Below are 23,884 nucleotides of genomic sequence, written 5' to 3' on the forward strand. Positions count from 1 at the left end.
TGGTACTGCAGGGGGGACCCTGTGGGAGAGTAGGACGCCGCCGAACAAATTGTGAGAAAACCCCCGTGCCGTTGCACGGGGGTTTTCTGCGTTCACGGCCGGCCGGCGCTCGTTTAGGCTCGTACTCATGCGCTACGACCTCGTCATCTTCGACAACGACGGCGTCCTCGTCGACAGTGAGCCCATCTCCAACCGGCTCCTCGCCGCCTACCTCACCGAGTTGGGGCACCCCACCTCCTACGAGGACTCCATCCGTGACTACATGGGGTCGGCGATGCACCGAATCCACGACCTGGTCCTGGAGCGGACGGGGAAGCGGCTGCCGGACGACTTCGACGACGTCTTCCACGCCCGTGTGTTCGCCGCGTTCCAGCGCGAGTTGAAGCCGGTGGCCGGTGCCGCCGACGTACTGGAGAAGCTCGCGGTGGACGGGACGCCGTACTGTGTCGCGTCCTCGGGAAGTCACGAGCGGATCCGGGTGGGACACCGGGCGACCGGCCTGGACCGGTGGTTCGACGAGGAACGGATCTTCAGTTCGCAGGACGTGGGCCGGGGCAAGCCGGCGCCGGACCTGTTCCTCCACGCGGCCGACCGGATGGGAGCGGCCCCAGAGAAGTGCGTCGTCGTCGAGGACTCCCCGCTGGGCGTCCAGGCCGCCGTCGCGGCCGGGATGGACGTCTACGGCTTCACGGCGATGACCCCGGCTACCAGGCTCGCGGATGCCACCCAACTCTTCTCACGCATGGAGGAGTTGGCCGGCCTGCTGACATGACGCCGGCCACCGCCGTGGCACTGACGATTGTCATGCGAAGTCCCCGAACGGACTTGCCCTCGCCGGAAGCTGAGCGGAATTCATCTTTCACCGGACCTACCCACAGGTAGACCAGGGCCCTACGCTCGCCGCCATGACTGATGTGCTGCGGCGCGGTAGGGCCTCGCTGGCGTTCAGCTTCTTCACGCAGGGCGTCGCCTTCGCTCTCCTCGTGACGCGCATCCCGGCCATCCAGGGCCGGTACGGGGTCTCCGACGCGCTGCTGCCGGTCTTCCTGGCCGCCGTGCCGATCCTCGCCGGTGCCGGCAGCACGACCACCGGGCGACTGGTGAAACGCGTCCGGCCCAGCCGGCTGCTGCGCTGGTCCCAGCCCGTCGTCCTCCTGTCCCTGCTCGGTGTCGGGGCGGGCGACCGGGTCGCCGAACTGGCCGTCGCTCTGGCCGCGTTCGGGCTGGCCGTGGGGATGCTGGACGCCTCGATGAACATGCTCGGAGTGAGCCTCCAGCGGGCGTACGGCCGCAGCATCATGCTCGGCTTCCACGCCGTCTACAGCCTCGGCGGGATCCTGGGTGCCTCGCTGGCCTGGGCCGGGGCGCACTGGCACCTGGCCCTGTGGGTGTCGTACCTGCCGGTGGTGGCGGTGCTGCTGCCGGCGGCCCTCGTGGGCAGCCGGTGGTACGTCGACGCGGACTCCCCCGCCGCACCGGAAAAGGCCGACGGGAAGGCCGGTGGCGAAGGCGGCGGGACCGTCGTGTTCCGGCTGCTGCTGCCGCTCTGCCTGGTGATGACCTTCGCGTACATAGGCGACTCGACCGTCTCCAACTGGAGCGCGAAGTACCTTCAGGACACGCTGGGCAGCTCCGAGCAGCTCGCGACGGTGCCGTACAACGTCTACATGGTCACCACCCTGCTGGGGCGGGCCCTCGGGGACACCGGGGTGCGGCGGTTCGGCGCCGTGGCCGTCGTACGGCTGGGCGCGCTGGTGGCGGCGCTGGGGTTCGCGGTGGTCGCCGGGGCACCCGGTCCCTGGGTGGGCATGCTCGGGTTCACGCTGCTGGGGCTGGGGCTGTGCGTGCTGGTGCCCCAGACCTTCGCCGCGGCCGGGCGGCACGCTTTTGACAACTACGGCCCGGGGGCGTCGGACCAGGCCGTCGCACGGCTCAACATCTTCAACTACGTGGGTTTCCTGGTCGGCTCCCCGCTGGTGGGCGCGCTCGGCGACGCGTGGAGCTACCGCGGGGCGATGCTGGTGCCCATGGCTCTGGTGCTGGTGACGTCGGTGTGCGCCGGGTCGTTCGCGCCGCGGGCGGACCGATACGGTGACGGGCATGAGCGGCCGCGCACAGCTGATGTGGGACGAGGCAGTAACGGGCTATGACTTCGGCCGGGACCACCCGATGGACCCGATCCGCCTCGTCCTGACCCGGAAACTGGTCGACGCGCTCGGACTCGACCGGGAGGCGCGGCTGGTGGCGGCCAGGCCGGCCGGCGACTCGACGCTGCGGCTGGTCCACCGGGACGACTACATCGCCGCGGTGAAGGCCGCGTCGGCGGATCCGGCATCGGCGGACGCGGCGTACGGCCTGGGGACGCTGGACGATCCGGCGTTCGCCGGGATGCACGAGGTGTCCGCGCTGATCGCGGGCCAGTCGGTGGCGGCGGCGGAGGCCGTGTGGCACGGGGACGCCCTGCACGCGGTGAACTTCGCGGGCGGACTGCACCACGCGATGCCGGGCGCCGCTTCGGGCTTCTGCGTCTACAACGACGCCGCGCTGGCCATCGCCCGGCTGCTGGAGCTGGGGGCCGAGCGGGTCGTGTACGTCGACACCGACGTGCACCACGGGGACGGGGTGCAGACCGCGTTCTGGGAGGACCCGCGGGTACTGACGATCTCGCTGCACGAGCATCCCCGGACGCTGTTCCCGCAGACGGGATGGCCGCAGGAGACCGGGGCGCCGTCCGCCGAGGGATCGGCCGTGAACGTGGCGCTGCCGGCGGGGACCGGGGACGCCGGGTGGCTGCGGGCGTTCCACGCGGTGGTGCCGGAACTCGTCGCCGACTTCCGGCCGCAGGTGCTGGTCACCCAGCACGGGGCCGACACGCACTTCGAGGATCCGCTGGCGCATCTGACGGTGTCGCTGGACGCGCAGCGGGCGGTGCAGCTGGCGTGCCACGAACTGGCCCACGAGCATGCCGAAGGACGGTGGATCGCGCTGGGCGGCGGCGGATACGAGGTGGTGGACGTCGTCCCCCGGTCGTGGACGCATCTTGTGGGGATCGCCGTGGGGCGCCCGGTGGAGCCGGAGACGGTGATTCCGGAGAGCTGGCGGCAGGCGGTGTACGCGCGGACGCGGCGGTTGGGCCCGATGCGGATGACCGACGGACGGTGGCCGGTGTCCTGGGCGGACTGGGAGGCGGGGTACGACCCGGCGGACCGGCTGGACCAGACGATCCTGGCGACCCGGCGGGCGGTGTTCCCGCTGCGGGGTCTGCTGCCGTAGCACAGGCCGGGTTTTTCGATTAGGCCGACTGTGCGGTGTTCCCGGGTTCCCGGGACGACCGCGGAGGCCGTGCGTCAGCATCGCTCGGGTGTTGAGCATCGCGGCGCTCCGCGCCCATCTGGTGAGGGCCCGTCTCGCCGGGGTGGTGGCCACGACGCGGGAGGCCGGTCTGCGCAGCTACCGGCTGTTCGCGGCCCGGGATCCCCGGGTGCTGATCGGAATCGACCCCGAAGGGTCATGGCAGCAGCGGGACTTGATCGAGCTGATGGCACGCAGGTGCGGCGTTTCGGCCGATCCGCTGCACACTCTCGGCCCGGATGTCATCGACCCGGATCTGACGCTGGCCGCGCTGGACGCCTTCGCGGACCGGCTCGGTGCGGCGGCGCGGCGGGGTGCCCCCGTGCTCCTGGGCACCGGGCACCCGCACCGGCTGCTCGGTTTCTACGCCGCGCTGGCGGACGCCCTGTCGGCGGCGGGATGTACCGTCCTCACTCCCGCGCAGGGTCGTTCTGTCGACATAACGACCCGGTTCGGTCTACGCACGTACCTCCTCGAGTACGTCCGGGGAGTCGCCCTGGTCCGGCCGCAGGGCGCCGAACGCTCCGGTGGTGAGCCCGGCGCGCACACGCATTCACCGCTGCCGGTTCGGCTGGCGCTCGCGGCGGCGGCCGACGCCGGCGGACCGCTGCCCGGCCTGGTGATCGGGGATCACGGCTGGGTCTGCGGCGCAGGTCAGCTGGGGTTCGAGGCGATGGGCCCGGCCGACACGAACGACCCCGCGCTCTTCGTCGGGCAGGCGGAGGGGTGCGTGTCCGTCGTCGTTCCACTTGATGACGGCGTACGGCCCGCCTACTACCGCCCGCTGGCCCGCTACGTACTCAATCGCGCCTGTCTGTCACAGTAGGCCGCCGATGGTCCACCTCTTCCCCACTCGCATCACACGCCCCTACCCTGGGGAGTGAGCACGCAGCGACGAAGAGTCACCGGAAGGGGAAGCCGGTGGCCGTCGAGTGCGGAAGGTTCAGGTGTGTCATGGCTGCAGCTGGCGAAAGGCCTCTGAACGAGGTTCAGTTCCTTACCGTGGCGGAAGTCGCCTCGGTCATGCGAGTGTCGAAGATGACCGTGTACCGCCTGGTGCACAGCGGTCATCTGCCCGCGATCCGGGTGGGGCGGTCCTTCCGCGTCCCGGAGCAAGCGGTTCACGAGTACCTCCGCGAGAGCTACGTGGGGGTGGACACCGCCTGACGACGACCGGGAGGGGTCCGTGAAGGACAGTACGGAACACTTCCGGATCCCTCCGGACACCTCGATTACGACCTCAGCCCTCGGGCGGGTAGGCTAGCCCCTCGTAGGTCGTGTGGGCCCATGGCGCCCAAACACCGAGTGATGAGAAGTGAGCGAGGGTAGTCGTGGGCTCTGTTATCAAGAAGCGGCGCAAGCGGATGGCCAAGAAGAAGCACCGCAAGCTGCTCAAGCGCACCCGCGTCCAGCGTCGCAACAAGAAGTAGACGCCGGTCGCGCGCGGTACGCGCCAACGCGAAAGCGTGTCTGTGACCCCCCACCATCCGGTGGGGGGTCGCGTGCGTCCGGGGCATGCCGCGGTGGTGGCTCGATCCCGTTCGCACGCACGTACCTTCCGGCACGTGCGCATCGAGCCCCGCCGTGGCGCGGTCCCGACCCGATAGGTTGGCCGCACATGGGGAACCCGGCGGGAATCCGGGCCGGAAGGAAGGCGCTGATCTTGGGACAGGTCGTGCTCGTGACCGGAGTGGCCCGCCAGCTCGCGGGCCGGTTCGTGCGCCGTATCCAGCGTGATCCGCAGGTCGACCGGGTGGTCGCCGTGGACGCGGTGCCGCCCGAGCACCATCTGGGCGGCGCCGACTTCGTCCAGGCGGACATCCGGCAGCCCACGATCGCGCGGGTGCTCGCCGAGACGTCCGCCGACACCGTGGTGCACATGGACGTGACCGGCACCGCGCTGGCCAGCGGCAGCCGGGCCCTGGTCAAGGAGACCAACGTCATCGGCACCATGCAGCTGCTGGGCGCCTGCCAGAAGTCCCCGTCGGTCAAGCGGCTGGTGGTCAAGTCCAGCACCAACGTCTACGGCTCCGCTCCCCGCGACCCGGCGGTGTTCACCGAGACCACCCCGCCCAAGTCCCTGCCGTCCGGCGGCTTCGCGAAGGACACGGTCGAGGTCGAGGGGTATGTGCGGGGCTTCGCCAGGCGGCGGCCGGACGTCGCCGTGTGCGTGCTCAGGTTCGCCAACATCCTCGGCCCGACGGCGGACACCCCGCTCGCCTCCTACTTCTCGCTGCCGGTGCTGCCGACGGTGTTCGGATACGACCCGCGGTTGCAGTTCGTGCACGAGGACGACGTGATCGAGGTGCTGCGGATCGCCTCGCACGAGCCGCGCCGCGCCACCCTCAACAGCGGCACGTTCAACGTCGCCGGCGACGGCGTGCTGCTGCTCTCGCAGTGCTCCCGGCGGCTGGGGCGCCCCACGGTGCCGCTGCTGCTGCCCGCCGTGACGTGGGCGGGCTCGCTGGTGCGTACGCTGGGAATGACGGACTTCTCACCCGAGCAGATCCGCCTGCTGACCCACGGCCGGGTCGTGGCGACGGACCAGATGCGCGAGACACTCGGCTTCGCACCCAAGTACACGACCGCGGAGACCTTCGCGGAGTTCGCCCGCAGCCACGGCCCCGGGCTGCTGCCGCCGGAGGCCCTCGCGGGGGCCGTCGACCGGATCGCCGCGCTGTCCCACCCGGGCAGCGGCCACCCCCAGACGCAGAGCGCCAACTGAGGAGCGCAGCACCATGGCGGACGCCAAGGTCATTCCGTTCGACGACGACCGGTCCCGTGGGAGCGCCGGACAGCGGCCGTCGCGGCGCCGGGGCACGGGGAGCCGCCGCACCGGCGCCGAGCCAGCGTCGGTCGGCGAGGTGCAGCCCCTGCCCGGCATGGAGGCCGCGCAGGAGGACGTCCCTGTGACCGGTGAGGAGCAGCCGCCGAGCGGGCCGGCGGAGGACGGCGGCCTGGAGCGGCGCATCGCGAGTGGTCTGGCGTTCCTGCGCCGCCGTCTCACCGGGGACTACGACGTCGACGACTTCGGCTACGACGCCGAGCTCACCGACCAGTTCCTGATGTCCCTGCTGCGGCCGCTGTACGAGAAGTACTTCCGGGTCGATGTGAAGGGCATCGAGAACATCCCCGCCGAGGGTGGCGCCCTGATCGTCGCCAACCACTCCGGCACGCTGCCGCTGGACGGGCTGATGATGCAGGTCGCCGTCCACGACCGGCATCCCGCGGGCCGGCATCTGCGGCTGCTCGCGGCCGACCTGGTGTTCGTGCTGCCGGTGGTCAACGAACTCGCCCGCAAGCTCGGCCACACCCTCGCCTGCACCGAGGACGCCGAGCGGCTGCTCGGGCAGGGCGAGCTGGTCGGGGTGATGCCGGAGGGCTTCAAGGGCATCGGCAAGCCGTTCAGCGAGCGCTACAAGCTGCAGCGGTTCGGCCGGGGCGGCTTCGTGTCGACCGCGCTGCGCCAGGGCGTGCCGATCATCCCGTGCTCGGTCGTCGGGGCCGAGGAGATCTATCCGATGATCGGCAACGCCAAGACCCTGGCGCGGCTGCTGGGCATCCCGTACTTCCCGCTGACGCCGACTTTCCCGTGGCTGGGTCCGCTGGGCGCGATCCCGCTGCCGACGAAGTGGACGATCCAGTTCGGCGAGCCCATCGCGACGGACGGGTATCCGCCGGAGGCGGCCGAGGACCCGATGCTGATGTTCAACCTGACCGACCAGGTCCGCGAGCAGATCCAGCACACCCTGTACAAGCTGCTGGTGCAGCGCAGGTCTGTGTTCTTCTGAGCCGACGGACGGAGTTCGGCGCAGTCGGCCGAAGCCTGCGGAGCAGTGCGAGGACGGCAGACGAGAGGGGCCAAGCTGCTGGTGCAGCGCAGGTCTGTGTGCTTCTGAGGGGACGGACCTTCCGCGGCACGGCGCGGAAGGGGACTTCTGAGTTCTTCTGACGGTGCCACGGCGGCGGGGGCGTCCCTCACCAAGGGACGCCCCCGCCGCCGTGGGGCCGGCACCGCCTACTTCGTGTCCTCCGCGTTGATGCCGAGGCCGGGCAGCAGGCCCGGAAGGAGCGGCGGGATCGTCACGTCCGGGCCGCTGGGCGGCGACTTGGCCGCGGACGGCGAGGCGCTGCCGCTGGGCTTCGGCGGGTCGAGCAGGTCGCCGGTGGAGCCGCCGAGGAACCCGTCGCCCTCGCTGCCGGAGCCGGCCGAGGCGCTGGGCTCGTCGGCTCCACCCGAGTGGGGGCTGCCGGAGGATGCGTCGGCGCCGATGCCGGGCTGGGCCGAGTGGGCGGCGCCGGGCGAGCCGGCGGACGGCGTCGGCCGGGGGACGTGCTGCTTGCCGTCGCCGGCCGGGGCGGAGGGCTGGGGGAGCATCGACTGCAGCGGGGCGACCTCGTCGTCTATGGCGTCGAACACCGACGACACCTGCCGGCTGACGTCACCGAGCTGCACGGGCAGCCGGTCCCGGAGCGCGCCCCAGGCCTCGCGGTGGGACCGCGAGAAGGTGGAGAGGGCCTGGATGGGACGCAGGGAATCGGGGTCGCGTTCGTACGCCTGGTGCAGCAGCCGGTGGCCCTCGGCGGCGTCGTGCTGCATCCCGGACAGGGTGCGGCGGATCTCGCCGATCGACTCGTGGTCGAGCTGTCCGCCGCGGTCGCGCTCCATCAGCCGGCGGGCCTCGCTCAAGCGGGTCGAGGCCAGATCGAGGTAGGCCTGGCCCTGCTCGTCGGCGCCGTCGGTCAGGTAGGTGAGCTTGAAGTCCTCGATGCCGCGCTTGAGCCCGTACAGCGAGTCACCGGGGAGGGCGCCGGAGCTTGCGGCGGCCACTCCGCCGAAGGCTCCCGCGGCCACACCCACGCTGAGTCCGCCGGCGGCCAGCGACTTGCTCAGCCGCGTGCGCGGCCGCAGTTTCCCCAGGCCGCTCGCCCGGTGTGCGCCGCGTTGCCTGGGCACCGGTGGGTCACTCGCCCCGCCCGCCGCGGTGCTCTCCTGGACCATGGCCTCCATCGCGGCCACCAGGCGGGCCCGCTGGACGACCTTGACCTCGGGGTCCAGCTCCGGCCGCGGCAGCGCGTCCAGACCGGTGGCGAGGGCCAGCATGCGGCCCTGCTCGGTCTGTTCCGCGGCAGCCGGGGCCGGTGCCGGTCCTTCGGCCTGTTCGGCCGCCGTGCCCCGGTCGGACAGCTCTTCCAGGGCCTGGGCGAAGGCGTTCGCCCGCCGGTGCGCCGATACTTTCGCGATCACTGGCGGCACCTCCTCTCGTCATCACGGTCGACTCCCCGGGGGTCCTGAGGGTGCACGTCCCCAGCCGCTTCTCCCGATCGGTCGATCAGGATTGGCCAGGGCGTGACCACAGGGAGCCTCTATCCCGCACAACGAGCGGCGCGGCACTTGGGTTACGGACCCCGGCGGATCGGATCGAGAAGTCAAAACGCTTCGACGGAGGGTGAGTTGAAGGTCGCGGAGCGTGTGTGCGCTCAGCGCGCGTCGTCGGGGAGAAGCCGGGCCAGGGTGCGCACGGCCCGGTACTGGAGGGTCTTGATCGCACCCTCGTTCTTGCCCATCACCCGGGCGGTCTCCGCGACGGACAGGCCCTGGAGGAAGCGGAGCGTGACGCACTCCTGCTGCTGCGGGTTGAGTCGTCGTACGGCGTCCAGGAGGGCGGCGTTGGACAGGGATTCGAGGACGGAGTCCTCGGGGGAGCGCTCGACCTCGTTGGCGTCGAGCATCTCGCCGGTGGTGACCTCGAGCCGGAACCGGCTGGACTTGAAGTGGTCGGCCACGAGGTTGCGGGCGATGGTGACCAGCCAGGCGCCGAAGTCGCGGCCCTGCCAGGTGAAGGTCCCGATGCGGCGCAGGGCGCGCAGGAAGGTCTCACTGGTGAGGTCCTCGGCCGTCGCCTTGCCGCCGACGCGGTAGTAGATGTACCGGTACACGGTGTCGCTGTACTGGTCGTAGAGCCGTCCGAAGGCGTCGGCCTCGCCGGCCTGGGCGCGCTCGACGAGCTCCATCATCCGGGCGCTGTCGCTGTCCGCGGCCGGGCGGCGGACAGCGGCCGCCGAGGCCGATCGTCCCCGCCTGCCGGTCGCCCGCGCGTCGCCCGTCCGCCGCCCCTCGACCACGGCGCTGCGAGTCGGCACCTGCTCCATGCCGTCGGCCAGCGCGTAGCACGGGCCGACCGGCGCGGCGGTGGCGAATGCGGGGCCGGCGTACGCGGTGGGGACGAGACCGCGCAGCAGGTCCAGGACCGTGGCGCGGAGCGTAGCCAGGCCCGAGGCGTCAACCCCGACGTGTGGGTACACGGGACTCCCAGAGGCAGAGCTTCCATCACGTGCAGTGCGGAACCGTTCACCCGTCGTAGCGACGATGGGGGACCGGTTTGCGTCTGAGGAGAATAACGCTTCGTACAGGCACTGCTACACCGAGTTGCTCAAATCATCGATTCCGTCGCTTCCCTAACCGATTTGCATGCCTTCGGGTGTCGCAGAGTGACCGTTTGCTGACCAGTCCGTTCCGTCTTCGGCTCATGTCGGGGGTGTTTCCTGGCGATGCACCGCCAAGTCGAATGGCCGGAACGGTATGGGCGTACGTTCGGTCAATTGCCCGCGGTTCCGGTGCGCCGCACGAACGCGATCGCCGAAGGCCCGTGCGGCCATTGGGCGGCACGGGTGCGTGCGGGGATCCTGGGATCCGGGGAATCCGGGGGGCGGGAGAGCCGGCGGCGTGCCGGTGTCAGCGGCGGCGGCGGTGCAGGGCGATGGCCGCCGCGGTGCCGCCGGCCACGGCGCCGACGCCGGCCGCCGCGGGGATGCCGACCTTGGCCGCCTTGCGGCCGGTGCGGTAGTCGCGCAGACGCCAGTCCATCTCGCGGGCATGGCGGCGGAGTTTCGCGTCGGGGTTGATGGCGTAGGGGTGGCCGACCAGGGACAGCATGGGGATGTCGTTGTGGGAGTCGCTGTAGGCGGCGCAGCGGCTCAGGTCCAGGGCCTCGGCCGCGGCCAGGGCGCGTACCGCCTCCGCCTTCGCCGGGCCGTGCAGCGGCTCGCCGACCAGGCGGCCGGTGTAGACGCCGTCGACGGACTCCGCCACCGTGCCGAGCGCGCCGGTCAGGTCCAGGCGGCGGGCGATGACCTGCGCGATCTCCACCGGCGCGGCTGTGACCAACCACACCTTCTGGCCGGCGTCCAGATGGGCCTGGGCGAGCGCGCGCGTGCCCGGCCAGATCCGCTCGGCCATGTACTCGTCGTAGATCTCCTCGCCGATCGACTTCAGCTCGGCGACCCGATGGCCCTTCACGATCGACAGCGCCGAGTCGCGGGCGTCCTGCATGTGCTCGGGGTCCTCGACCCCGGCCAGCCGGAACCACGCCTGCTGCCAGGCGAACTTGGCGAGGTCGCGCGTGTCGAAGAACTTCCGCTTGTACAGGCCCCGGCCGAAGTGGAACAGCGCGGCGCCCTGCATGACGGTGTTGTCCAGGTCGAAGAAGGCCGCGGCCCTCTCGTCCCCGTGCACCGGGAACTCCGAGACCTCCTGCGCGGAGGGCGGGACGCCCGCTTCCTGCGAGGATTTGCGCGCTGCCTCCGCCGAGGCCTCGCCTGCCAACACGCTTCGCGCCGTGGCGGAGCGCCTACGGGAAGTGAGCCATCCGAGAGCGGCCATGGCGTGAGCATAGCCAGTTGGCGGGGTGGTTCCGGAGTCGAGAGGTTTCGCGGGCCGTGAACTCTTCGCGACGGCGGCGTTGCGCCGGCCCGCGCCGACCGGGTCCCACCGCCCCGCGCCGACGGGGTTCCGAGGCGGCGTGCCGGAGCGACAATGGCCGACATGAGTCCCATCTTCCGCCGCAAGTCCCCCGGGCCCCAGGGGCGGCTCGTCACCCTGGTCCGCAAGCCGGGCTGCCATCTGTGCGACGACGCGCAGGCCGTCGTAGAGAAGGTCTGCGCCGATCTCGGCGTCGTCTGGGAACAGAAGGACATCACCCAGGACCGGGAGCTGTACGACCGGTACTGGGAGCAGATCCCTGTCGTACTCGTCGACGGTGAACAGCACACCTTCTGGCGTGTGAACGAGGAGCGACTGCGCAAGGAGCTCGGGGGTTGATCGAAGACTGACCGATGAGTTCAAAGTGGCCGGAAGTCGCCTAGGATCGATGGCGTCTTGGTCTCGGGGGCGGGGATCGTAGAGGAGAGTGTGCGGTTTTGCCCCCAACAAGAAAGGCGTGGCGGTGTGGATGCGCCGGCTCCGGGCGTCCGCGTCGGGCATGCGTGACCCCGGTCACGTTGGCCGGGCAAATCGGACACCATCTTTGTGCACACGTTCACAAAGACATAGCCTGCTGTCGACGGGGCGGTCTGGGGACATATGACCGCCCGCAGCCCCGCTCTACCCGCAGGAGCACCGTGGCAACTGGCCGAACTCACCGACCGGCGACCCGTAGCCGAGGGATTCCCGAGGCCACCGTCGCCAGGCTTCCGCTGTACCTCCGAGCCCTGACCGCACTGTCGGAGCGCTCGGTGCCCACGGTCTCCTCCGAGGAGCTCGCGGCCGCGGCGGGGGTCAATTCCGCCAAGCTGCGCAAGGACTTCTCCTACCTCGGCTCCTACGGGACCCGCGGGGTGGGTTACGACGTCGAGTATCTCGTGTACCAGATCTCGCGTGAACTCGGCCTCACCCAGGACTGGCCGGTTGTGATCGTCGGCATCGGAAATCTCGGTGCCGCCCTCGCCAACTACGGCGGCTTCGCCTCCCGTGGCTTCCGCGTCGCCGCGCTCATCGACGCCGACCCCGCGATGGCCGGGCGGCCCGTCGCCGGCATCCCGGTCCAGCACGCCGACGAGCTGGAGCGGATCATCCGCGACAACGGCGTCTCGATCGGCGTGATCTCGACCCCCGCGGGCGCCGCCCAGCAGGTCTGCGACCGGCTGGTGGCCGCCGGTGTCACCTCCATCCTGAACTTCGCGCCGACCGTGCTGTCCGTCCCGGACGGCGTCGACGTGCGCAAGGTCGACCTCTCCATCGAGCTGCAGATCCTCGCCTTCCACGAGCAGCGCAAGGCCGGTGAGGAAGCCGTGGCCGACCGCGCGCTCCCGGCCGCAGCCGCGGTCCGTGACGAGTCCACCGACCAGGGCCCGGACGGGGATGTCCCCGCCGTGATGCCGGCATGAGTCTTCTCGTCGTCGGACTGAGCCACCGCAGCGCCCCGGTCAGCCTTCTGGAGCGCGCCTCGCTGAGCGCGGACGGCCAGGACAAGCTGCTCCAGGACACGGTCGCCGCCGAGCCGGCCACCGAGGCCGCCGTGCTCGCCACCTGCAACCGCATCGAGCTGTACGCCGACGTGGACAAGTTCCACGCCGGTGTCGCCGAGCTGTCCACGCTGCTCGCCCAGCACAGCGGGGTGGGTCTCGAGGAGCTCACCCCGTACCTCTACGTGCACTACGAGGACCGGGCCGTCCACCACCTGTTCTCGGTGGCCTGCGGCCTGGACTCGATGGTCGTCGGCGAGGGCCAGATCCTCGGCCAGATCAAGAACTCCCTGGCCCGTGCCCAGGAACTGCACACCGCCGGGCGTCTGCTGAACGACCTGTTCCAGCAGGCCCTGCGGGTGGGCAAGCGCGCCCACTCCGAGACCGGCATCGACCGCGCCGGGCAGTCCCTGGTCACCTTCGGCCTCGAGCAGCTGTCCGCGGGCGCGGACGTGCGGACCTGGGCGCGTGGCAAGAAGGCCCTGGTCATTGGCGCCGGTTCGATGTCGTCGCTGGCCGCGGCCACGCTCGCCCGGATCGGCGTCGGCGAGATAGTGATCGCCAACCGTACGCAGGACCGGGCCGAGCGCCTCGTCCAGATCCTCACCGAGGGCGACGACACGGACGTGTCGGCCCGCGCGGTACCGATGGACGCGGTGCCGCTCGAGCTGACACGTGCAGATGTCGCCGTCTCCTGCACCGGCGCGACGGGACTCGTGCTGACCGCCGAGACGGTCACCGCCGCGGTCGAGGGCCGTACCGGAGCGCCCGTCACCGTCGGGCAGGCCACCGGAGAAGAGCAGGGCAGCGCTCGTACGGCGGTGCGGACGGACGTCCGTGAGACGCCCGTGCCGCTCGTGGGCGCCGCCCATGCCGACGAGAACCGCCCGCTGGACCTCGCGGAGCCCGGATTCTCCCTGATGGGCGAGTCCGCCGTGGCCGGCATCGACGCCGCGACCCTGGAGCAGCACGGCACCTGGGTGGACAACGGGACCGTCGACCGCCGCGAGTCCGCCCGTGCCGGGGCCGATCCGGAGACCGACGCCGAGCTGATCACCGCGCTCGCCGCGACCGCGGCCAGCGCCGGCCGGGTGCCCGAGCACCGCAGGCCCGAGCCGGTCGCCGTCGCGCCCCGCCCCGAGCCGGTCCTCTTCGTACTGGACCTCGCCATGCCGCGCGACGTCGACGCGGCCGCACACCGGCTCGCCGGGGTGCGCCTGGTGGACATCGAGTCACTCGCCGAGGCCTCCGCCGACGCTCCGATGGCCGCCGACGTCGACCAGGTCCGCCGCATCGTCTCCGACGAGGTCACCGCTTTCGGAGCGGCCCTGAGGGCGGCGCACATCACGCCCACCGTCGTCGCGCTGCGCACCATGGCCGCCGACGTCGTGAGCAGCGAGATCGCCCGCCTGGAAGGGCGGCTGCCCAGCCTCGACGACAAGCACCGGGCGGAGATCACCCAGACCGTCCGGCGGGTCGTGGACAAGCTGCTGCACGCGCCGACGGTCAGGGTCAAGCAGCTCGCGGCCGAGCCCGGCGGCGCCGGGTACGCGGACGCGCTGCGGACCCTGTTCGACCTGGACCCCGAGACGGTCGCCTCCGTCTCCCGGGCCGACCGCGATTCCGACGACTCCGAGAAGCACGACGACTTCGAGATGCACAGCAAGAACCGAGGGCCAGCATGACTGAGAAGGCACTGAGGCTCGGGACCAGGCGGAGCAAGCTCGCCATGGCCCAGTCCGGGTTGGTGGCGGACGCCGTGAGCCAGGTGACCGGACGGCCTGTCGAGCTCGTCCCGGTCACCACCTACGGGGACATCTCCCGTGAGCACCTCGCACAGATCGGCGGCACGGGCGTTTTCGTGGCCGCGCTGCGCGAGGCGCTGCAGCGGGACGAGGTGGACTTCGCGGTTCACTCGCTCAAGGACCTGCCCACCACGCAGCCCGAGGACCTCGTCCTGGCCGCCGTGCCCGAGCGCGAGGACCCGCGTGACGTGCTCGTCGCCCGGGACGCGCTGAAGTTCACCGACCTGCCCCGCGGGGCGCGCGTCGGTACGGGCTCGCCGCGCCGCATGGCCCAGCTGAACGCGTACGCCCGCGCCCACGGCCTGGACATCGAGACGGTCCCGATCCGGGGCAACGTCGACACCCGCATCGGCTTCGTCAAGAACGGCGAGCTCGACGCGGTGGTCCTGGCCGCCGCCGGGCTGAACCGGGTCGGCCGGAGCGAAGAGGTGACCGACTTCCTGTCGGTCGACACGATTCTGCCGGCCCCCGGCCAGGGGGCCCTGGCGGTCGAGTGCACCGCGGCCAACGCTGCCCTCGCCGCCGAGCTCGCCGCGCTCGACGACCCGCACACGCGGGCCGCCGTGACCGCCGAGCGGTCACTGCTCGCCGCCCTGGAGGCCGGCTGCAGCGCCCCTGTGGGCGCGCTGGCCGACATGCTGGGCGACGGGCAGATTGTCAAGGAAATGCGCCTGCGGGGCGTCGTCGGCAGGCCCGACGGCTCCGCGCTGGTGCAGCTGTCCACCACTGGTCCCGTGCCCCAGACGCACGAGCAGGCGATGGCACTCGGTCGCGAACTCGCCACCGAGATGCTCGCCCAGGGCGCGGCCGGTCTGATGGGGGAGCGAGCACAGTGAGCCCCACCACCCTTCCCGCCTGTCCCGAACACGGGCACGTCACCTTCCTCGGTGCCGGACCCGGAGATCCGGGACTGCTCACACTGCGCGCCGTGGAGGCGCTGGCCAACGCGGATGTCCTCGTCGCCGAGCACGAGGTGCTCGACGTCGTGCGCACGCACGCCAGGCAGGGCGTGGCCGTCGTGCACACGGACCCGGGCCCTTCGGCGGACTCGCATCCGGGCACGGGCACGCCCCAGCTCACGGTTGTTGACGGCACGTCAACAACCGCTGGGATCCCCGCGGTGCGGGATGCCGCACATCTTGTCATGGAGGCCGCGCGGGGCGGCAGGCGGGTCGTCCGTGCGGTGTCCGGGGACCCGGGACTCGACACGTACGCCGCGGAGGAGATGCTCGCCTGCGCCGCCGCGGGCGTCCCCTTCGAGGTCGTCCCCGGCATCGCGGCCGCCGTCGGCGTGCCCGCGTACGCCGGGGTGCCGCTGCGTGACGCCCATGGCACCGACGTACGGTTCGTCGACGCGCGTACCGCCTCCGACCGCTGCTGGACGGAGGTCGGCGCCTCGGACGGCACGGTCGTGGTGTCGACCACGCTCGACTCGGTCGCCGCGGCGGCCGGCGAGCTGGTCTCGGCCGGCCGCAAGCCCGACACCCCGCTGTCGGTGACGGTCGCCGGTACGACCACCCGCCAGCGCACCTGGACGGCGACGCTCGGCACGATCGCGCAGACCCTGAAGCAGGCCAAGGTGCTGCCGTCCCCGGACGGCGGGCGCCCGGTGATAGCCGTGGTCGGCGAGCGCAGCGCGACCGCCCATCGCGACCAGCTCTCGTGGTTCGAGTCCAAGCCGCTGTTCGGGTGGAAGGTCCTCGTGCCGCGCACCAAGGAGCAGGCGGCCTCGCTCTCCGACCAGCTCCGCTCCTACGGGGCCGTGCCGCACGAGGTCCCGACGATCGCCGTCGAGCCGCCGCGCACGCCCCAGCAGATGGAGCGCGCGGTCAAGGGCCTGGTGACCGGCCGCTACGAGTGGATCGCGTTCACCTCGGTCAACGCGGTGAAGGCGGTGCGGGAGAAGTTCGAGGAGTACGGCCTGGACGCCCGTGCGTTCGCCGGCATAAAGGTGGCCGCGGTCGGCGACCAGACCGCGAAGGCGCTGATCGCCTTCGGCGTGAAGCCGGACCTGGTGCCGAGCGGTGAGCAGTCGGCCGCGGGCCTGCTGGAGGACTGGCCGCCGTACGACCCGGTCTTCGACCCGATCGACCGCGTCTTCCTGCCCCGCGCGGACATCGCCACGGAGACCCTCGTGGCGGGCCTGATCGAACTGGGCTGGGAGGTCGACGACGTCACGGCCTACCGCACGGTCCGCGCCTCCCCGCCCCCGGCGGAGACCCGCGAGGCCATCAAGGGCGGCGGCTTCGACGCGGTGATGTTCACGTCGTCGTCCACGGTGCGGAACCTGGTCGGCATCGCGGGCAAGCCGCACAACGTGACGGTGATCGCCTGCATCGGCCCGGCCACGGCGAAGACCGCCGAGGAGCACGGCCTGCGGGTGGACGTGATGGCCCCCGAGCCGTCCGTCCACAAGCTGGCCGAGGCCCTCGCCGACTTCGGCGCACGGCGCCGCCTCGCGGCCCTGGACGCGGGCGACCCCGTGACCCGGCCGAGCGAACGGCGCCCGGGAGCGCGGAGGCGCCGCTCGTCGACGTGATCGCGTCAGCGCGGCCCGCACCCGGGAAGCCGGGTGCGGGCCGCGTGCGTTCGTCCGGTCAGTGACCGGAGGCGTACGGCAGGAAGGCCGCCCAGGTGGCGGGGGGCAGGGCGAGGCGGGGGCCGTCCGGGTTCTTGGAGTCGCGGACGAGGATGTGGTCGGGTACGGCGGCCACCTCGACGCAGTCCGGTCCCTCAGCAGTGCTGTAGCTGCTCTTTATCCACTCCAGCGCTGCCCCGTCCCCGGTAGCGGGCTTTTGAGTCATGTCTCTCCCAGCACTTTCTCGATGAAGGCCATCGACTCTCGTGGGGTGAGAGCCTGTGCCCGGATGATCCCGTAGCGCATATCCAGGACTTGAACGTGTTTCGGGTCGGTGATCACACGGCTGATCTCCTGGACCTCCGCATGTCCCACGGACGTCCCGTCCTTGAGCCTGAGGAGCCTGAACGAGCCCCCAAGGCCAGAGTTCTCCTCGCGACCCAGCGGAAGGACTTGCAGATCCACGTTGCGGAACTGACCGACCTCCAACAATCGTTCGAGTTGCGCTCGCATCACCATCTTGCCCCCGACAGGGCGGCGCAGCGTCGACTCGCATTGGACAAAGCTGAAGAGGGGCCGCCCGGCTGACTCACTCACGATCTCTTGACGGGCCATACGGGCTGCCACGCGCTGCTCCAACTGGTCCTCCAGGAAGGGCGGTCGGCTCCCGGAGTGCACCGCTCGCACGTACTCCTCCGTCTGCAACAACCCATGAATCACGGAGTTGTTGTAGGCGCACAGTTCGACTGCCTCCCCCTCCAGCTTCTTCAGGTCCCGTACCTTTTTCGGGTACCGGGCCTCCGCCACGTCCCCCTTCATCGCCGAGATCCTGCCGCCCGCGCCCAGGGCCGCGTCCGCCGCGTCGAGGTACTCGGGCCGGGGGATGCGCCGCCCTCGTTCCACGGACGAGACCAGCTCCTGCCCGTACCCGATCGCCGTCCCGAACTCCGCCTGGGCCATGCCTGCGGCCTCGCGCCACAGCTTCAACTGCCGGATGACCGCACGCATGACCGCCCCGGCCTCGTCGTCCTCCGGCTCCGCGTTCCAGTCGCTCACGTCCGCCACCACCCTTCGCCGCGCCTCTGTGCTCAACTCCAGCCGTACGCGGGCAGTCACCGCGGACGAGCCGGACGGAAACCGGACCGGGTCCGGACGATCACCTTCCGCACGGACACCTGAGTTCATCCGCTGCTCATCTCGGCGCACTGGAACCCGGAAAAGCGGGAGTCGGTGGTTCGGGTGTCGGGGCTGCGGGCGGTAAAAGACCAAAGAACCGTGGGATAAAACCCACCCAACCAACCAAACCTCGCCGCGATCACTCGGGTGGGTGAAACCGGGCGGTACGGGTGGCGTTCGGGTGGTTCGGGCGGGCAGTCTCGGGCCGAGGCGACCGCATGTCGCCGCCACAACCCCACACATGCATCGGCCCCCGCCGGGACTGGCATCCCAGTGCGAGGGCCTGACCAACGAGGAAGCGATACCTTCCGCATGGCTGACGAGAAGCCTAACGCTGCTCCGCGCCCGAATCAGGGTGTTCGGCGAACCGCCACCCACTCCGGTGTCACGCACGTACGCACGTACCAGTCCGGCCGGTACGTGGTCGTGGGCAACCACCTCGCCCAGCACCGTGAGCTGTCCCTGACCGCGATCGGACTGGCCACGCACGTCCTGTCGCTGCCCGAGGGCGCACCGGTCGACATCCGCAGCCTTGCGGACCGCTTCCCCGAGGGACGGGACCGGATCGCGTTCGCGCTGCGGGAATTGGAGGCCCAGGGCTATCTGGAGCGGGTGCGCGAACGGACGGACGCGGGGCGTCTGTTCACGCGGACGTACGCCCATCACACGCCGGCCCGGACAGACACGGACACCGTCCGCGGCCGTACCGCGGCGGCCCGCCCCCGGGCGGGCGCCCAGGGGCCGCCCCAGGAGGACGACCGGGCCCGGCAGCAGCCGCCACCGCCCCCGCCGACCGAGCCCACGCCCCCGGACGTACGCGCGGACCGTCCCGAAGGACCTGAAGCGCCCAACCCGCCCGCACCGCCGGAAGGCGAGAGCACGCCACGCGATCGGCGCCACGACGAGGCCGTCGCCCTTCTCGCGGGGCTTCGCCGCACCGACATCCGCCTCACCCTTTCCCTGCGAGACGTGAACAGACTGGCTCCGACTGTCCTCGCCTGGTTCAAGGCGGGTGCCACGGCCGCCGTCGTCCACCGGGCCCTGACCACCGACGTGCCGGCAGACCTGCGGCACCCGGCCGGCCTGGTGGCCCACCGTCTTCGTGAACTCCTGCCCCCGCCGCTTCCTCCCGTCCCCACGCCTTCTCCGCCGACATCAGCGGCCGCCGGGACCCGCCACCGGCCCTACCCGCTCCAGAACTGCGACGGGTGTGAGCGGGCGTTCCGCGCCCCCGAGCCAGGCCGCTGCCGCGAGTGCCGAACCGCTTCGATGGCAACGGCCGCGTTGGCAGGAGCGGCCTGAGCGCGTTCACGGCTCGGTGTTCACGGAGGTCTTCGCGCGGGCCAGTTCGCGGAGTATGCGGGCCAGGTCGGCGGGTTCGGCCGCGAGGCGGACCGGGGTGCCGGCGTCGTCGAGTTCGGCGACGTCCCAGCGTCTGTCCACGGGGTCCGAGTTCCGGGCACGCCGTACGTTCCTTAGGGTGAGGCGCTCGACCGGTATCCGTTTCGCCGCGAACCGGCCGGGACCGGGCGCCACCGCGGGAGGCCCGCCGTCCAGGACGATGTGGGTGCCGAAGCCGCGCGGGTTGTAGTCGGTGTCCTCCAGGAAGCGGGCGGGCAGGAACTCCTCCTCGTCCTCTTCGGCGGCGGACTTCTCGGTCGCCGCTCCTGGCACGGGGGCACAGGTGGTGTGCCAGGCCCCGGCCAGCAGCCCCAGCGTGACCAGCGAGCCCACGGCCAGCCACGTGATCGCCACGGGCGAGGAGAACAGGGTCGTGGGGTGGAGGTAGCAGAGCGGCAGGAGCCACAGGGCGGTGGCGGCGAGCGCGCACGCGAACGGGATGACCGGCGGGAGCTCTCTGTCGTCGCGCAGCCGGCGCCCGAGCAGGCTCAGCAGTGAGTGGGCCGCGGGGCAGCCCGCGGCGAGGAGGAACGCGGCCGCCCAGGCCGCCGTGCCCCCGGCCGTGGTGATGTCCTGGCGCCACACGTGGTTCTTTCCGGAGACCTTCATCAACCGGTCGCGCCAGAAGGTCAGTTCGACACTGCCGCCGCCCTCGAATTCCAGGGCGGCCTCGTGCGGGACCGCGAGCCGCTCCACCGGCCGGCCGTCGATGAAGTACAGCCAGCTGCTCCGCCTGGGAAGGTCGGCCTCGGTCCGCGAGATCACGGCCGGCGTCGTGGTCAGGCACTCGCGGCGCTCCGCGGCGGGCGTCCGGGCGGTGCACGCGGTGGCCGACTTCCACGCCCGTTCGTCCGACGCGGTCCCGGACACGGACCCCGCGGCCGCGGCCGCGCACGCGAGCAGCACAGGGCACACGACCAGCAGCCCTGCCCAGCCGCGCCGGGGGGTGCGGTACGACACCGTGGGGACCTTGGCCGGATCCGTGGCCGCGTAGCGGCGGTGCAGCGCGCGGAGCGCTTCCACCTCGGCGTCGAAGTCCGGGTCGCCGGACGAGCGGCCGCGCGGCAGGGGCAGGAGCCGTTCGCGTCCGTCGTGCAGCAGCAGGCTGACGCGACAGGCGGTTCGCGCGGATTTCCGGCTCACGCGCAGTTCGGCGATGTCGCCCCACGGCACACTCCGGCGGCGCAGCGGCGTCCGCAGGCGCAGACCGCGGGCGTTGGCGCTCACCCGGACGAAGGGCCACAGGACACGTCTCCAGTGGGGACGGCGGGTCATGCTCCACACATCGGCCATGCACGGCATCCTGCCATCGGCCGGGCCGTGCGTGCCGGTGCGGAGGTCCGGGCTCCTGCCGGAGGCCCGGACCCCTTCACGAGCGGTTACGCCACGGTGCGGATGAGCTTCTTGTTGACGAACTCCTCGATGCCGAGGCGGCCGAGTTCGCGGCCGAAGCCGGAGCGCTTGATGCCGCCGAAGGGCAGTTCCGCGCCCTCGGCGCCGACGCCGTTGACGAAGACCATGCCGGCCTCGATGCGGTCGGCGACGCGTTCGGCCTGCGCGGGGTCGGTGGTGAAGAGGTAGGACCCGAGGCCGTAGGGGGTGTCGTTGGCGATGCGCAGGGCGTCGTCCTCGTCGGCGGCCGGGAAGACCATCGCGACCGGTCCGAAGAGTTCCTGGCGGGCGGCGGCGTGTTCGGTGGTGAGCCCGGTGAGGACCCCGGCCGGGAAGTACGCCCCGCGCCGCTCGCCCTCGCTGTGGAGCGTGGCGCCCTGGGCGACCGCCTCGTCGACCTGCCGGGCGAGGTTCTCGGCGGCGGCGACCGACGACAGCGGGGCACCGGTCTCGCCCGCGAGCAGCCGGGCGGTGAACTTCTCGACGAACGCGTCGTAGAGGTCCTGGACGACGACGAACCGCTTGGCGGCGTTGCAGGCCTGACCGGTGTTGTCGAGCCGCGCGGCGACGGCGGCCTCGACGACCGCGTCGAGGTCGTCGGTGGACAGCACGATGAACGGGTCGGAGCCGCCGAGTTCGAGGACGACGCGCTTCAGGTTCCGTCCGGCGATCTCGGCGACGGCGGCACCGGCGCGCTCGGAGCCGGTGAGCGAGACGCCCTGGACCCGCGGGTCGGCGATCACCTCGGCGATCTGCTCGTTGGTGGCGTACACGTTGACGTACGCGCCGGCCGGGAAGCCGGCGTCCGCGAACAGCTTCTCAAGGAGCGCGGCGGTGGCCGGGCACTGGGGGGCGTGCTTGAGGACGATGGTGTTGCCGAGCGCGAGGTTCGGGGCGGCGAAGCGGGCCACCTGGTAGGCCGGGAAGTTCCACGGCATGATGCCGAGCAGGACGCCGACCGGGCTGCGCCGGACGACGGCGCTGCCGGGGCCGGAGGTGACGTCGAGCGGCTCGTCGGCGAGGAACTGCTCGGCGTGGTCGGCGTAGTAGTGGTAGATGTCGGCGCAGAAGCCGATCTCGCCCTCCGCCTCCGCGAGCGGCTTGCCCATCTCGCGCACGATGCTCGCGGCCAGTTCGGCCTGGTGCTCGGTGTGCAGATCGCCGAGCCGGCGCAGCAGCGCGGAGCGCTCGGCCACGGTGCTGCCACGGCCCCAGGCGGTGGCAGCGTGGGCGGCGGCGACGGCCGCCTCGATCTCGGCGTCGGTGGCGGTCGGGTAGGTCTCGGCGACTTCACCGGTGGTGGGGTCGGTGACGGCGTACATCAGGCCTCCGGAAGGCGGTCGGGTGCGGGGCGGCTGTCGGGCCGGGGTCGGTTGTCGGACTCGGGGCGGCTCAGGGCGTCAGGATCGTTCGGACCCCGGTGTTCGACCTGGGGTCGGCGAACGCCTCCGCCGTCTCCCGCAGCGGCCGGGGCCTGCCGATCAGGTCGTCCAGCGGCGGCCGGCCCGCCAGGTGGAGGTGGGCCGGTCCGGGGATGTCGATCTCCCCGACGCTGGAGCCGTGGTTGCAGCCGAGGATACGTTTCGCCAGGTCGGCGAGGTCGAGCAGGTCGACGGCGACGACGGGGCCGGCGCGCACCGGACGGCCCGAGCAGCGGCCCGAGGCCGGCCGGCGCCGTCGCCGAGGCCGGACTCGGACCGGCACCCGGCGCCCTGAAAACCTCCTGACACGACACGCGGGGACGCCGGGCGACGGCACTGCGGCGCCCGCCGTCCCGGCCGACTCCCCGTCGGCAAAGGCACCAGGACGGCGGGCGTAGCGTAGAGGGCATGACGAAGTACGGATCATTTCCCGGTACGCGTCCTCGCCGGCTGCGCACCACCCCCGCCATGCGGCGCATGGTCGCCGAGACCCGGCTGCACCCGGCGGACTTCATCCTGCCCGCGTTCGTCCGCGAGGGCGTGAGCGAGCCCGTGCCGGTCTCGGCGATGCCCGGCGTGGTCCAGCACACGCGCGACAGCCTGAAGAAGGCGGCCGCCGAGGCGGTGGAGGCCGGGGTCTCCGGGATCATGCTGTTCGGGGTGCCCGAGGAGGACAAGAAGGACGCCCTCGGCACGGCGGGTACGGACCCGGACGGGATCCTCCAGGTCGCGCTGCGCGATGTGCGCGCCGAGGTCGGCGACGAACTGCTCGTCATGTCCGACCTGTGCCTCGACGAGTTCACCGACCACGGCCACTGCGGCGTCCTCGACGCCGGGGGACGGGTCGACAACGACGCCACGCTCGAGCGGTACGCCGAGATGGCCCAGGTCCAGGCCGACGCCGGCGCCCATGTCGTGGGCCCCAGCGGCATGATGGACGGGCAGATCGGCGTCGTCCGGGACGCGCTCGACCAGATCGGGCGGGACGACGTGGCCGTCCTCGCCTACACCGTCAAGTACTCGTCCGCGTTCTACGGGCCCTTCCGGGAGGCGGTCGGCTCCTCCCTTGAGGGTGATCGCAAGACCTACCAGCAGGACCCGGCGAACCTGCGGGAGTCGCTGCGGGAGCTGGCCCTCGACCTGGAGGAGGGCGCCGACATGGTGATGGTCAAGCCGGCCGGCCCCTACCTCGACATCCTCGCCCGCGTCGCCGACGCCGTGGACGTGCCGGTCGCCGCCTACCAGATCTCCGGCGAGTACGCGATGATCGAGGCCGCCGCCGAGAAGGGCTGGATCGACCGCGACCGGGCCATCCTGGAAGCCCTGACCGGCATCAAGCGGGCCGGGGCGCGCACCATCCTGACCTACTGGGCCACCGAGGTCGCGCGGAAGCTGCGCTGACCCCTGCCACCCCGCCGGGCCGCCCTGCTTCCGCACGGGCGGCCCGCGGCTGTCCGCCGGAACACGCGCAGGCCCCGGCCCGTCGGACACGGGGCGGGGCCTGCGGCGGACGGACC

At 71.7% G+C, this 23,884-nt stretch carries 23 protein-coding genes; 15 read left to right on the top strand and 8 right to left on the bottom strand.

Features of this window, described 5'->3' with window-relative positions; genetic code table 11:
- The first annotated feature begins 127 nt into the window (after positions 1–127).
- The 8 genes from ACIOWN_RS23150 (at position 128) to ACIOWN_RS23185 (ending at position 7,142) form a co-directional block, all read left to right on the top strand.
- Positions 128–772 carry an HAD family hydrolase gene (locus tag ACIOWN_RS23150; RefSeq protein ID WP_362355749.1) on the top strand — a complete coding sequence of 215 codons (645 nt, stop codon included), beginning with the start codon at positions 128–130 and terminating at the stop codon, positions 770–772.
- A 133-nt stretch (positions 773–905) separates the two neighbouring features.
- Positions 906–2,150: an MFS transporter gene (locus ACIOWN_RS23155; protein ID WP_401983265.1), complete on the top strand. Its 1,245-nt coding sequence runs from the start codon at positions 906–908 to the stop codon at positions 2,148–2,150.
- On the top strand, positions 2,101–3,273 hold the full coding sequence (locus tag ACIOWN_RS23160; protein ID WP_362355753.1) for an acetoin utilization protein AcuC: 1,173 nt from the start codon (positions 2,101–2,103) through the stop codon (positions 3,271–3,273). The genes ACIOWN_RS23155 and ACIOWN_RS23160 overlap by 50 nt, the downstream gene beginning before the upstream one ends.
- Before the next feature lie 88 nt (positions 3,274–3,361).
- Entirely contained in the window at positions 3,362–4,177 is an 816-nt protein-coding gene (locus ACIOWN_RS23165; protein ID WP_362355755.1) for a phosphatase, read from the top strand.
- 128 nt (positions 4,178–4,305) lie between these two features.
- Positions 4,306–4,518: a helix-turn-helix domain-containing protein gene (locus tag ACIOWN_RS23170; protein ID WP_157842153.1), complete on the top strand. Its 213-nt coding sequence runs from the start codon at positions 4,306–4,308 to the stop codon at positions 4,516–4,518.
- A gap of 164 nt (positions 4,519–4,682) precedes the next feature.
- Positions 4,683–4,781 (top strand): 30S ribosomal protein bS22, encoded by a 99-nt coding sequence (locus tag ACIOWN_RS23175; RefSeq protein WP_003948845.1) that lies wholly within the window; start codon positions 4,683–4,685, stop codon positions 4,779–4,781.
- A gap of 233 nt (positions 4,782–5,014) precedes the next feature.
- Positions 5,015–6,076, top strand: coding sequence for an NAD-dependent epimerase/dehydratase family protein (locus ACIOWN_RS23180; RefSeq protein WP_362355757.1), 1,062 nt, complete (start codon positions 5,015–5,017; stop codon positions 6,074–6,076).
- 13 nt (positions 6,077–6,089) lie between these two features.
- Complete coding sequence (locus ACIOWN_RS23185) at positions 6,090–7,142, top strand: lysophospholipid acyltransferase family protein (protein ID WP_362355759.1); 1,053 nt, start codon at positions 6,090–6,092, stop codon at positions 7,140–7,142.
- Between the two features lie 227 nt (positions 7,143–7,369).
- On the opposite strand, the gene ACIOWN_RS23190 is transcribed toward ACIOWN_RS23185, so the two are convergent.
- The 3 genes from ACIOWN_RS23190 to ACIOWN_RS23200 all read right to left on the bottom strand — a co-directional run bounded on the left by ACIOWN_RS23190 (position 7,370) and on the right by ACIOWN_RS23200 (position 11,014).
- A complete protein-coding gene (locus tag ACIOWN_RS23190; protein WP_362355761.1) occupies positions 7,370–8,599 on the bottom strand; it encodes a DUF5667 domain-containing protein in 1,230 nt (409 codons plus the stop codon).
- Between the two features lie 233 nt (positions 8,600–8,832).
- Positions 8,833–9,657 (bottom strand): ECF subfamily RNA polymerase sigma factor, BldN family, encoded by an 825-nt coding sequence (locus ACIOWN_RS23195; RefSeq protein ID WP_362355763.1) that lies wholly within the window; start codon positions 9,655–9,657, stop codon positions 8,833–8,835.
- 430 nt (positions 9,658–10,087) lie between these two features.
- Complete coding sequence (locus tag ACIOWN_RS23200) at positions 10,088–11,014, bottom strand: HAD-IB family hydrolase (RefSeq protein ID WP_362355765.1); 927 nt, start codon at positions 11,012–11,014, stop codon at positions 10,088–10,090.
- A 153-nt stretch (positions 11,015–11,167) separates the two neighbouring features.
- Between ACIOWN_RS23200 and ACIOWN_RS23205 the strand changes: the two genes are divergently transcribed.
- From ACIOWN_RS23205 to ACIOWN_RS23225, 5 genes are all read left to right on the top strand, one after another.
- Positions 11,168–11,452, top strand: coding sequence for a glutaredoxin family protein (locus ACIOWN_RS23205; RefSeq protein WP_362355767.1), 285 nt, complete (start codon positions 11,168–11,170; stop codon positions 11,450–11,452).
- 299 nt (positions 11,453–11,751) lie between these two features.
- A complete protein-coding gene (locus ACIOWN_RS23210) occupies positions 11,752–12,516 on the top strand; it encodes a redox-sensing transcriptional repressor Rex (RefSeq protein WP_362355769.1) in 765 nt (254 codons plus the stop codon).
- Positions 12,513–14,279 carry a glutamyl-tRNA reductase gene (locus ACIOWN_RS23215; protein ID WP_401983266.1) on the top strand — a complete coding sequence of 589 codons (1,767 nt, stop codon included), beginning with the start codon at positions 12,513–12,515 and terminating at the stop codon, positions 14,277–14,279. Before ACIOWN_RS23210 ends, ACIOWN_RS23215 begins: the two co-directional genes overlap by 4 nt.
- Entirely contained in the window at positions 14,276–15,235 is a 960-nt protein-coding gene (gene hemC, locus ACIOWN_RS23220; protein WP_401983267.1) for a hydroxymethylbilane synthase, read from the top strand. Before ACIOWN_RS23215 ends, hemC begins: the two co-directional genes overlap by 4 nt.
- Positions 15,232–16,938 (top strand): bifunctional uroporphyrinogen-III C-methyltransferase/uroporphyrinogen-III synthase, encoded by a 1,707-nt coding sequence (locus ACIOWN_RS23225; RefSeq protein WP_362355775.1) that lies wholly within the window; start codon positions 15,232–15,234, stop codon positions 16,936–16,938. Before hemC ends, ACIOWN_RS23225 begins: the two co-directional genes overlap by 4 nt.
- 58 nt (positions 16,939–16,996) lie before the next feature.
- Here ACIOWN_RS23225 and ACIOWN_RS23230 read toward each other — a convergent pair whose 3' ends face one another.
- Entirely contained in the window at positions 16,997–17,203 is a 207-nt protein-coding gene (locus tag ACIOWN_RS23230; protein WP_401983268.1) for a DUF397 domain-containing protein, read from the bottom strand.
- The gene (locus ACIOWN_RS23235) at positions 17,200–17,985 is read right to left on the bottom strand and encodes a helix-turn-helix transcriptional regulator (RefSeq protein ID WP_401983321.1); all 786 of its coding nucleotides are present in this window, start codon (positions 17,983–17,985) and stop codon (positions 17,200–17,202) included. The genes ACIOWN_RS23230 and ACIOWN_RS23235 overlap by 4 nt, the downstream gene beginning before the upstream one ends.
- Positions 17,986–18,465: 480 nt before the next feature.
- On the opposite strand from ACIOWN_RS23235, the gene ACIOWN_RS23240 reads away from it, so the two are divergent.
- Positions 18,466–19,455: a helix-turn-helix domain-containing protein gene (locus ACIOWN_RS23240; RefSeq protein WP_401983269.1), complete on the top strand. Its 990-nt coding sequence runs from the start codon at positions 18,466–18,468 to the stop codon at positions 19,453–19,455.
- Between the two features lie 6 nt (positions 19,456–19,461).
- Here the strand turns inward: ACIOWN_RS23240 and ACIOWN_RS23245 are convergent, their stop codons facing one another.
- The 3 genes from ACIOWN_RS23245 to ACIOWN_RS23255 form a co-directional block, all read right to left on the bottom strand.
- Positions 19,462–20,847 (bottom strand): PH domain-containing protein, encoded by a 1,386-nt coding sequence (locus tag ACIOWN_RS23245; protein ID WP_401983270.1) that lies wholly within the window; start codon positions 20,845–20,847, stop codon positions 19,462–19,464.
- A gap of 86 nt (positions 20,848–20,933) precedes the next feature.
- On the bottom strand, positions 20,934–22,268 hold the full coding sequence (locus ACIOWN_RS23250; RefSeq protein WP_362355785.1) for an NAD-dependent succinate-semialdehyde dehydrogenase: 1,335 nt from the start codon (positions 22,266–22,268) through the stop codon (positions 20,934–20,936).
- Between the two features lie 70 nt (positions 22,269–22,338).
- Positions 22,339–22,584 (bottom strand): hypothetical protein, encoded by a 246-nt coding sequence (locus ACIOWN_RS23255; RefSeq protein WP_362355787.1) that lies wholly within the window; start codon positions 22,582–22,584, stop codon positions 22,339–22,341.
- 191 nt (positions 22,585–22,775) lie between these two features.
- On the opposite strand from ACIOWN_RS23255, the gene hemB reads away from it, so the two are divergent.
- A complete protein-coding gene (gene hemB, locus ACIOWN_RS23260) occupies positions 22,776–23,768 on the top strand; it encodes a porphobilinogen synthase (protein WP_362355789.1) in 993 nt (330 codons plus the stop codon).
- Positions 23,769–23,884: the final 116 nt, after the last annotated feature.

It is taken from the genome of Streptomyces sp. NPDC087787 (assembly GCF_044743035.1).
GTDB lineage: Bacteria > Actinomycetota > Actinomycetes > Streptomycetales > Streptomycetaceae > Streptomyces.

Excerpts from the sequence above, each read along its gene's own strand:
- ACIOWN_RS23170 (WP_157842153.1), top strand. The coding sequence starts at position 4,306 with ATGGCTGCAGCTGGCGAAAGGCCTCTGAACGAGGTTCAGTTCCTTACC.
- ACIOWN_RS23250 (WP_362355785.1), bottom strand. The coding sequence starts at position 22,268 with ATGTACGCCGTCACCGACCCCACCACCGGTGAAGTCGCCGAGACCTAC.
- ACIOWN_RS23200 (WP_362355765.1), bottom strand. The coding sequence starts at position 11,014 with ATGGCCGCTCTCGGATGGCTCACTTCCCGTAGGCGCTCCGCCACGGCG.
- ACIOWN_RS23235 (WP_401983321.1), bottom strand. The coding sequence starts at position 17,985 with ATGCGTGCGGTCATCCGGCAGTTGAAGCTGTGGCGCGAGGCCGCAGGC.
- ACIOWN_RS23205 (WP_362355767.1), top strand. The coding sequence starts at position 11,168 with ATGGCCGACATGAGTCCCATCTTCCGCCGCAAGTCCCCCGGGCCCCAG.
- ACIOWN_RS23155 (WP_401983265.1), top strand. The coding sequence starts at position 906 with ATGACTGATGTGCTGCGGCGCGGTAGGGCCTCGCTGGCGTTCAGCTTC.
- ACIOWN_RS23245 (WP_401983270.1), bottom strand. The coding sequence starts at position 20,847 with ATGGCCGATGTGTGGAGCATGACCCGCCGTCCCCACTGGAGACGTGTC.
- ACIOWN_RS23230 (WP_401983268.1), bottom strand. The coding sequence starts at position 17,203 with ATGACTCAAAAGCCCGCTACCGGGGACGGGGCAGCGCTGGAGTGGATA.
- ACIOWN_RS23215 (WP_401983266.1), top strand. The coding sequence starts at position 12,513 with ATGAGTCTTCTCGTCGTCGGACTGAGCCACCGCAGCGCCCCGGTCAGC.
- ACIOWN_RS23240 (WP_401983269.1), top strand. The coding sequence starts at position 18,466 with ATGGCTGACGAGAAGCCTAACGCTGCTCCGCGCCCGAATCAGGGTGTT.
- ACIOWN_RS23160 (WP_362355753.1), top strand. The coding sequence starts at position 2,101 with ATGAGCGGCCGCGCACAGCTGATGTGGGACGAGGCAGTAACGGGCTAT.
- ACIOWN_RS23150 (WP_362355749.1), top strand. The coding sequence starts at position 128 with ATGCGCTACGACCTCGTCATCTTCGACAACGACGGCGTCCTCGTCGAC.
- hemB (WP_362355789.1), top strand. The coding sequence starts at position 22,776 with ATGACGAAGTACGGATCATTTCCCGGTACGCGTCCTCGCCGGCTGCGC.
- hemC (WP_401983267.1), top strand. The coding sequence starts at position 14,276 with ATGACTGAGAAGGCACTGAGGCTCGGGACCAGGCGGAGCAAGCTCGCC.
- ACIOWN_RS23185 (WP_362355759.1), top strand. The coding sequence starts at position 6,090 with ATGGCGGACGCCAAGGTCATTCCGTTCGACGACGACCGGTCCCGTGGG.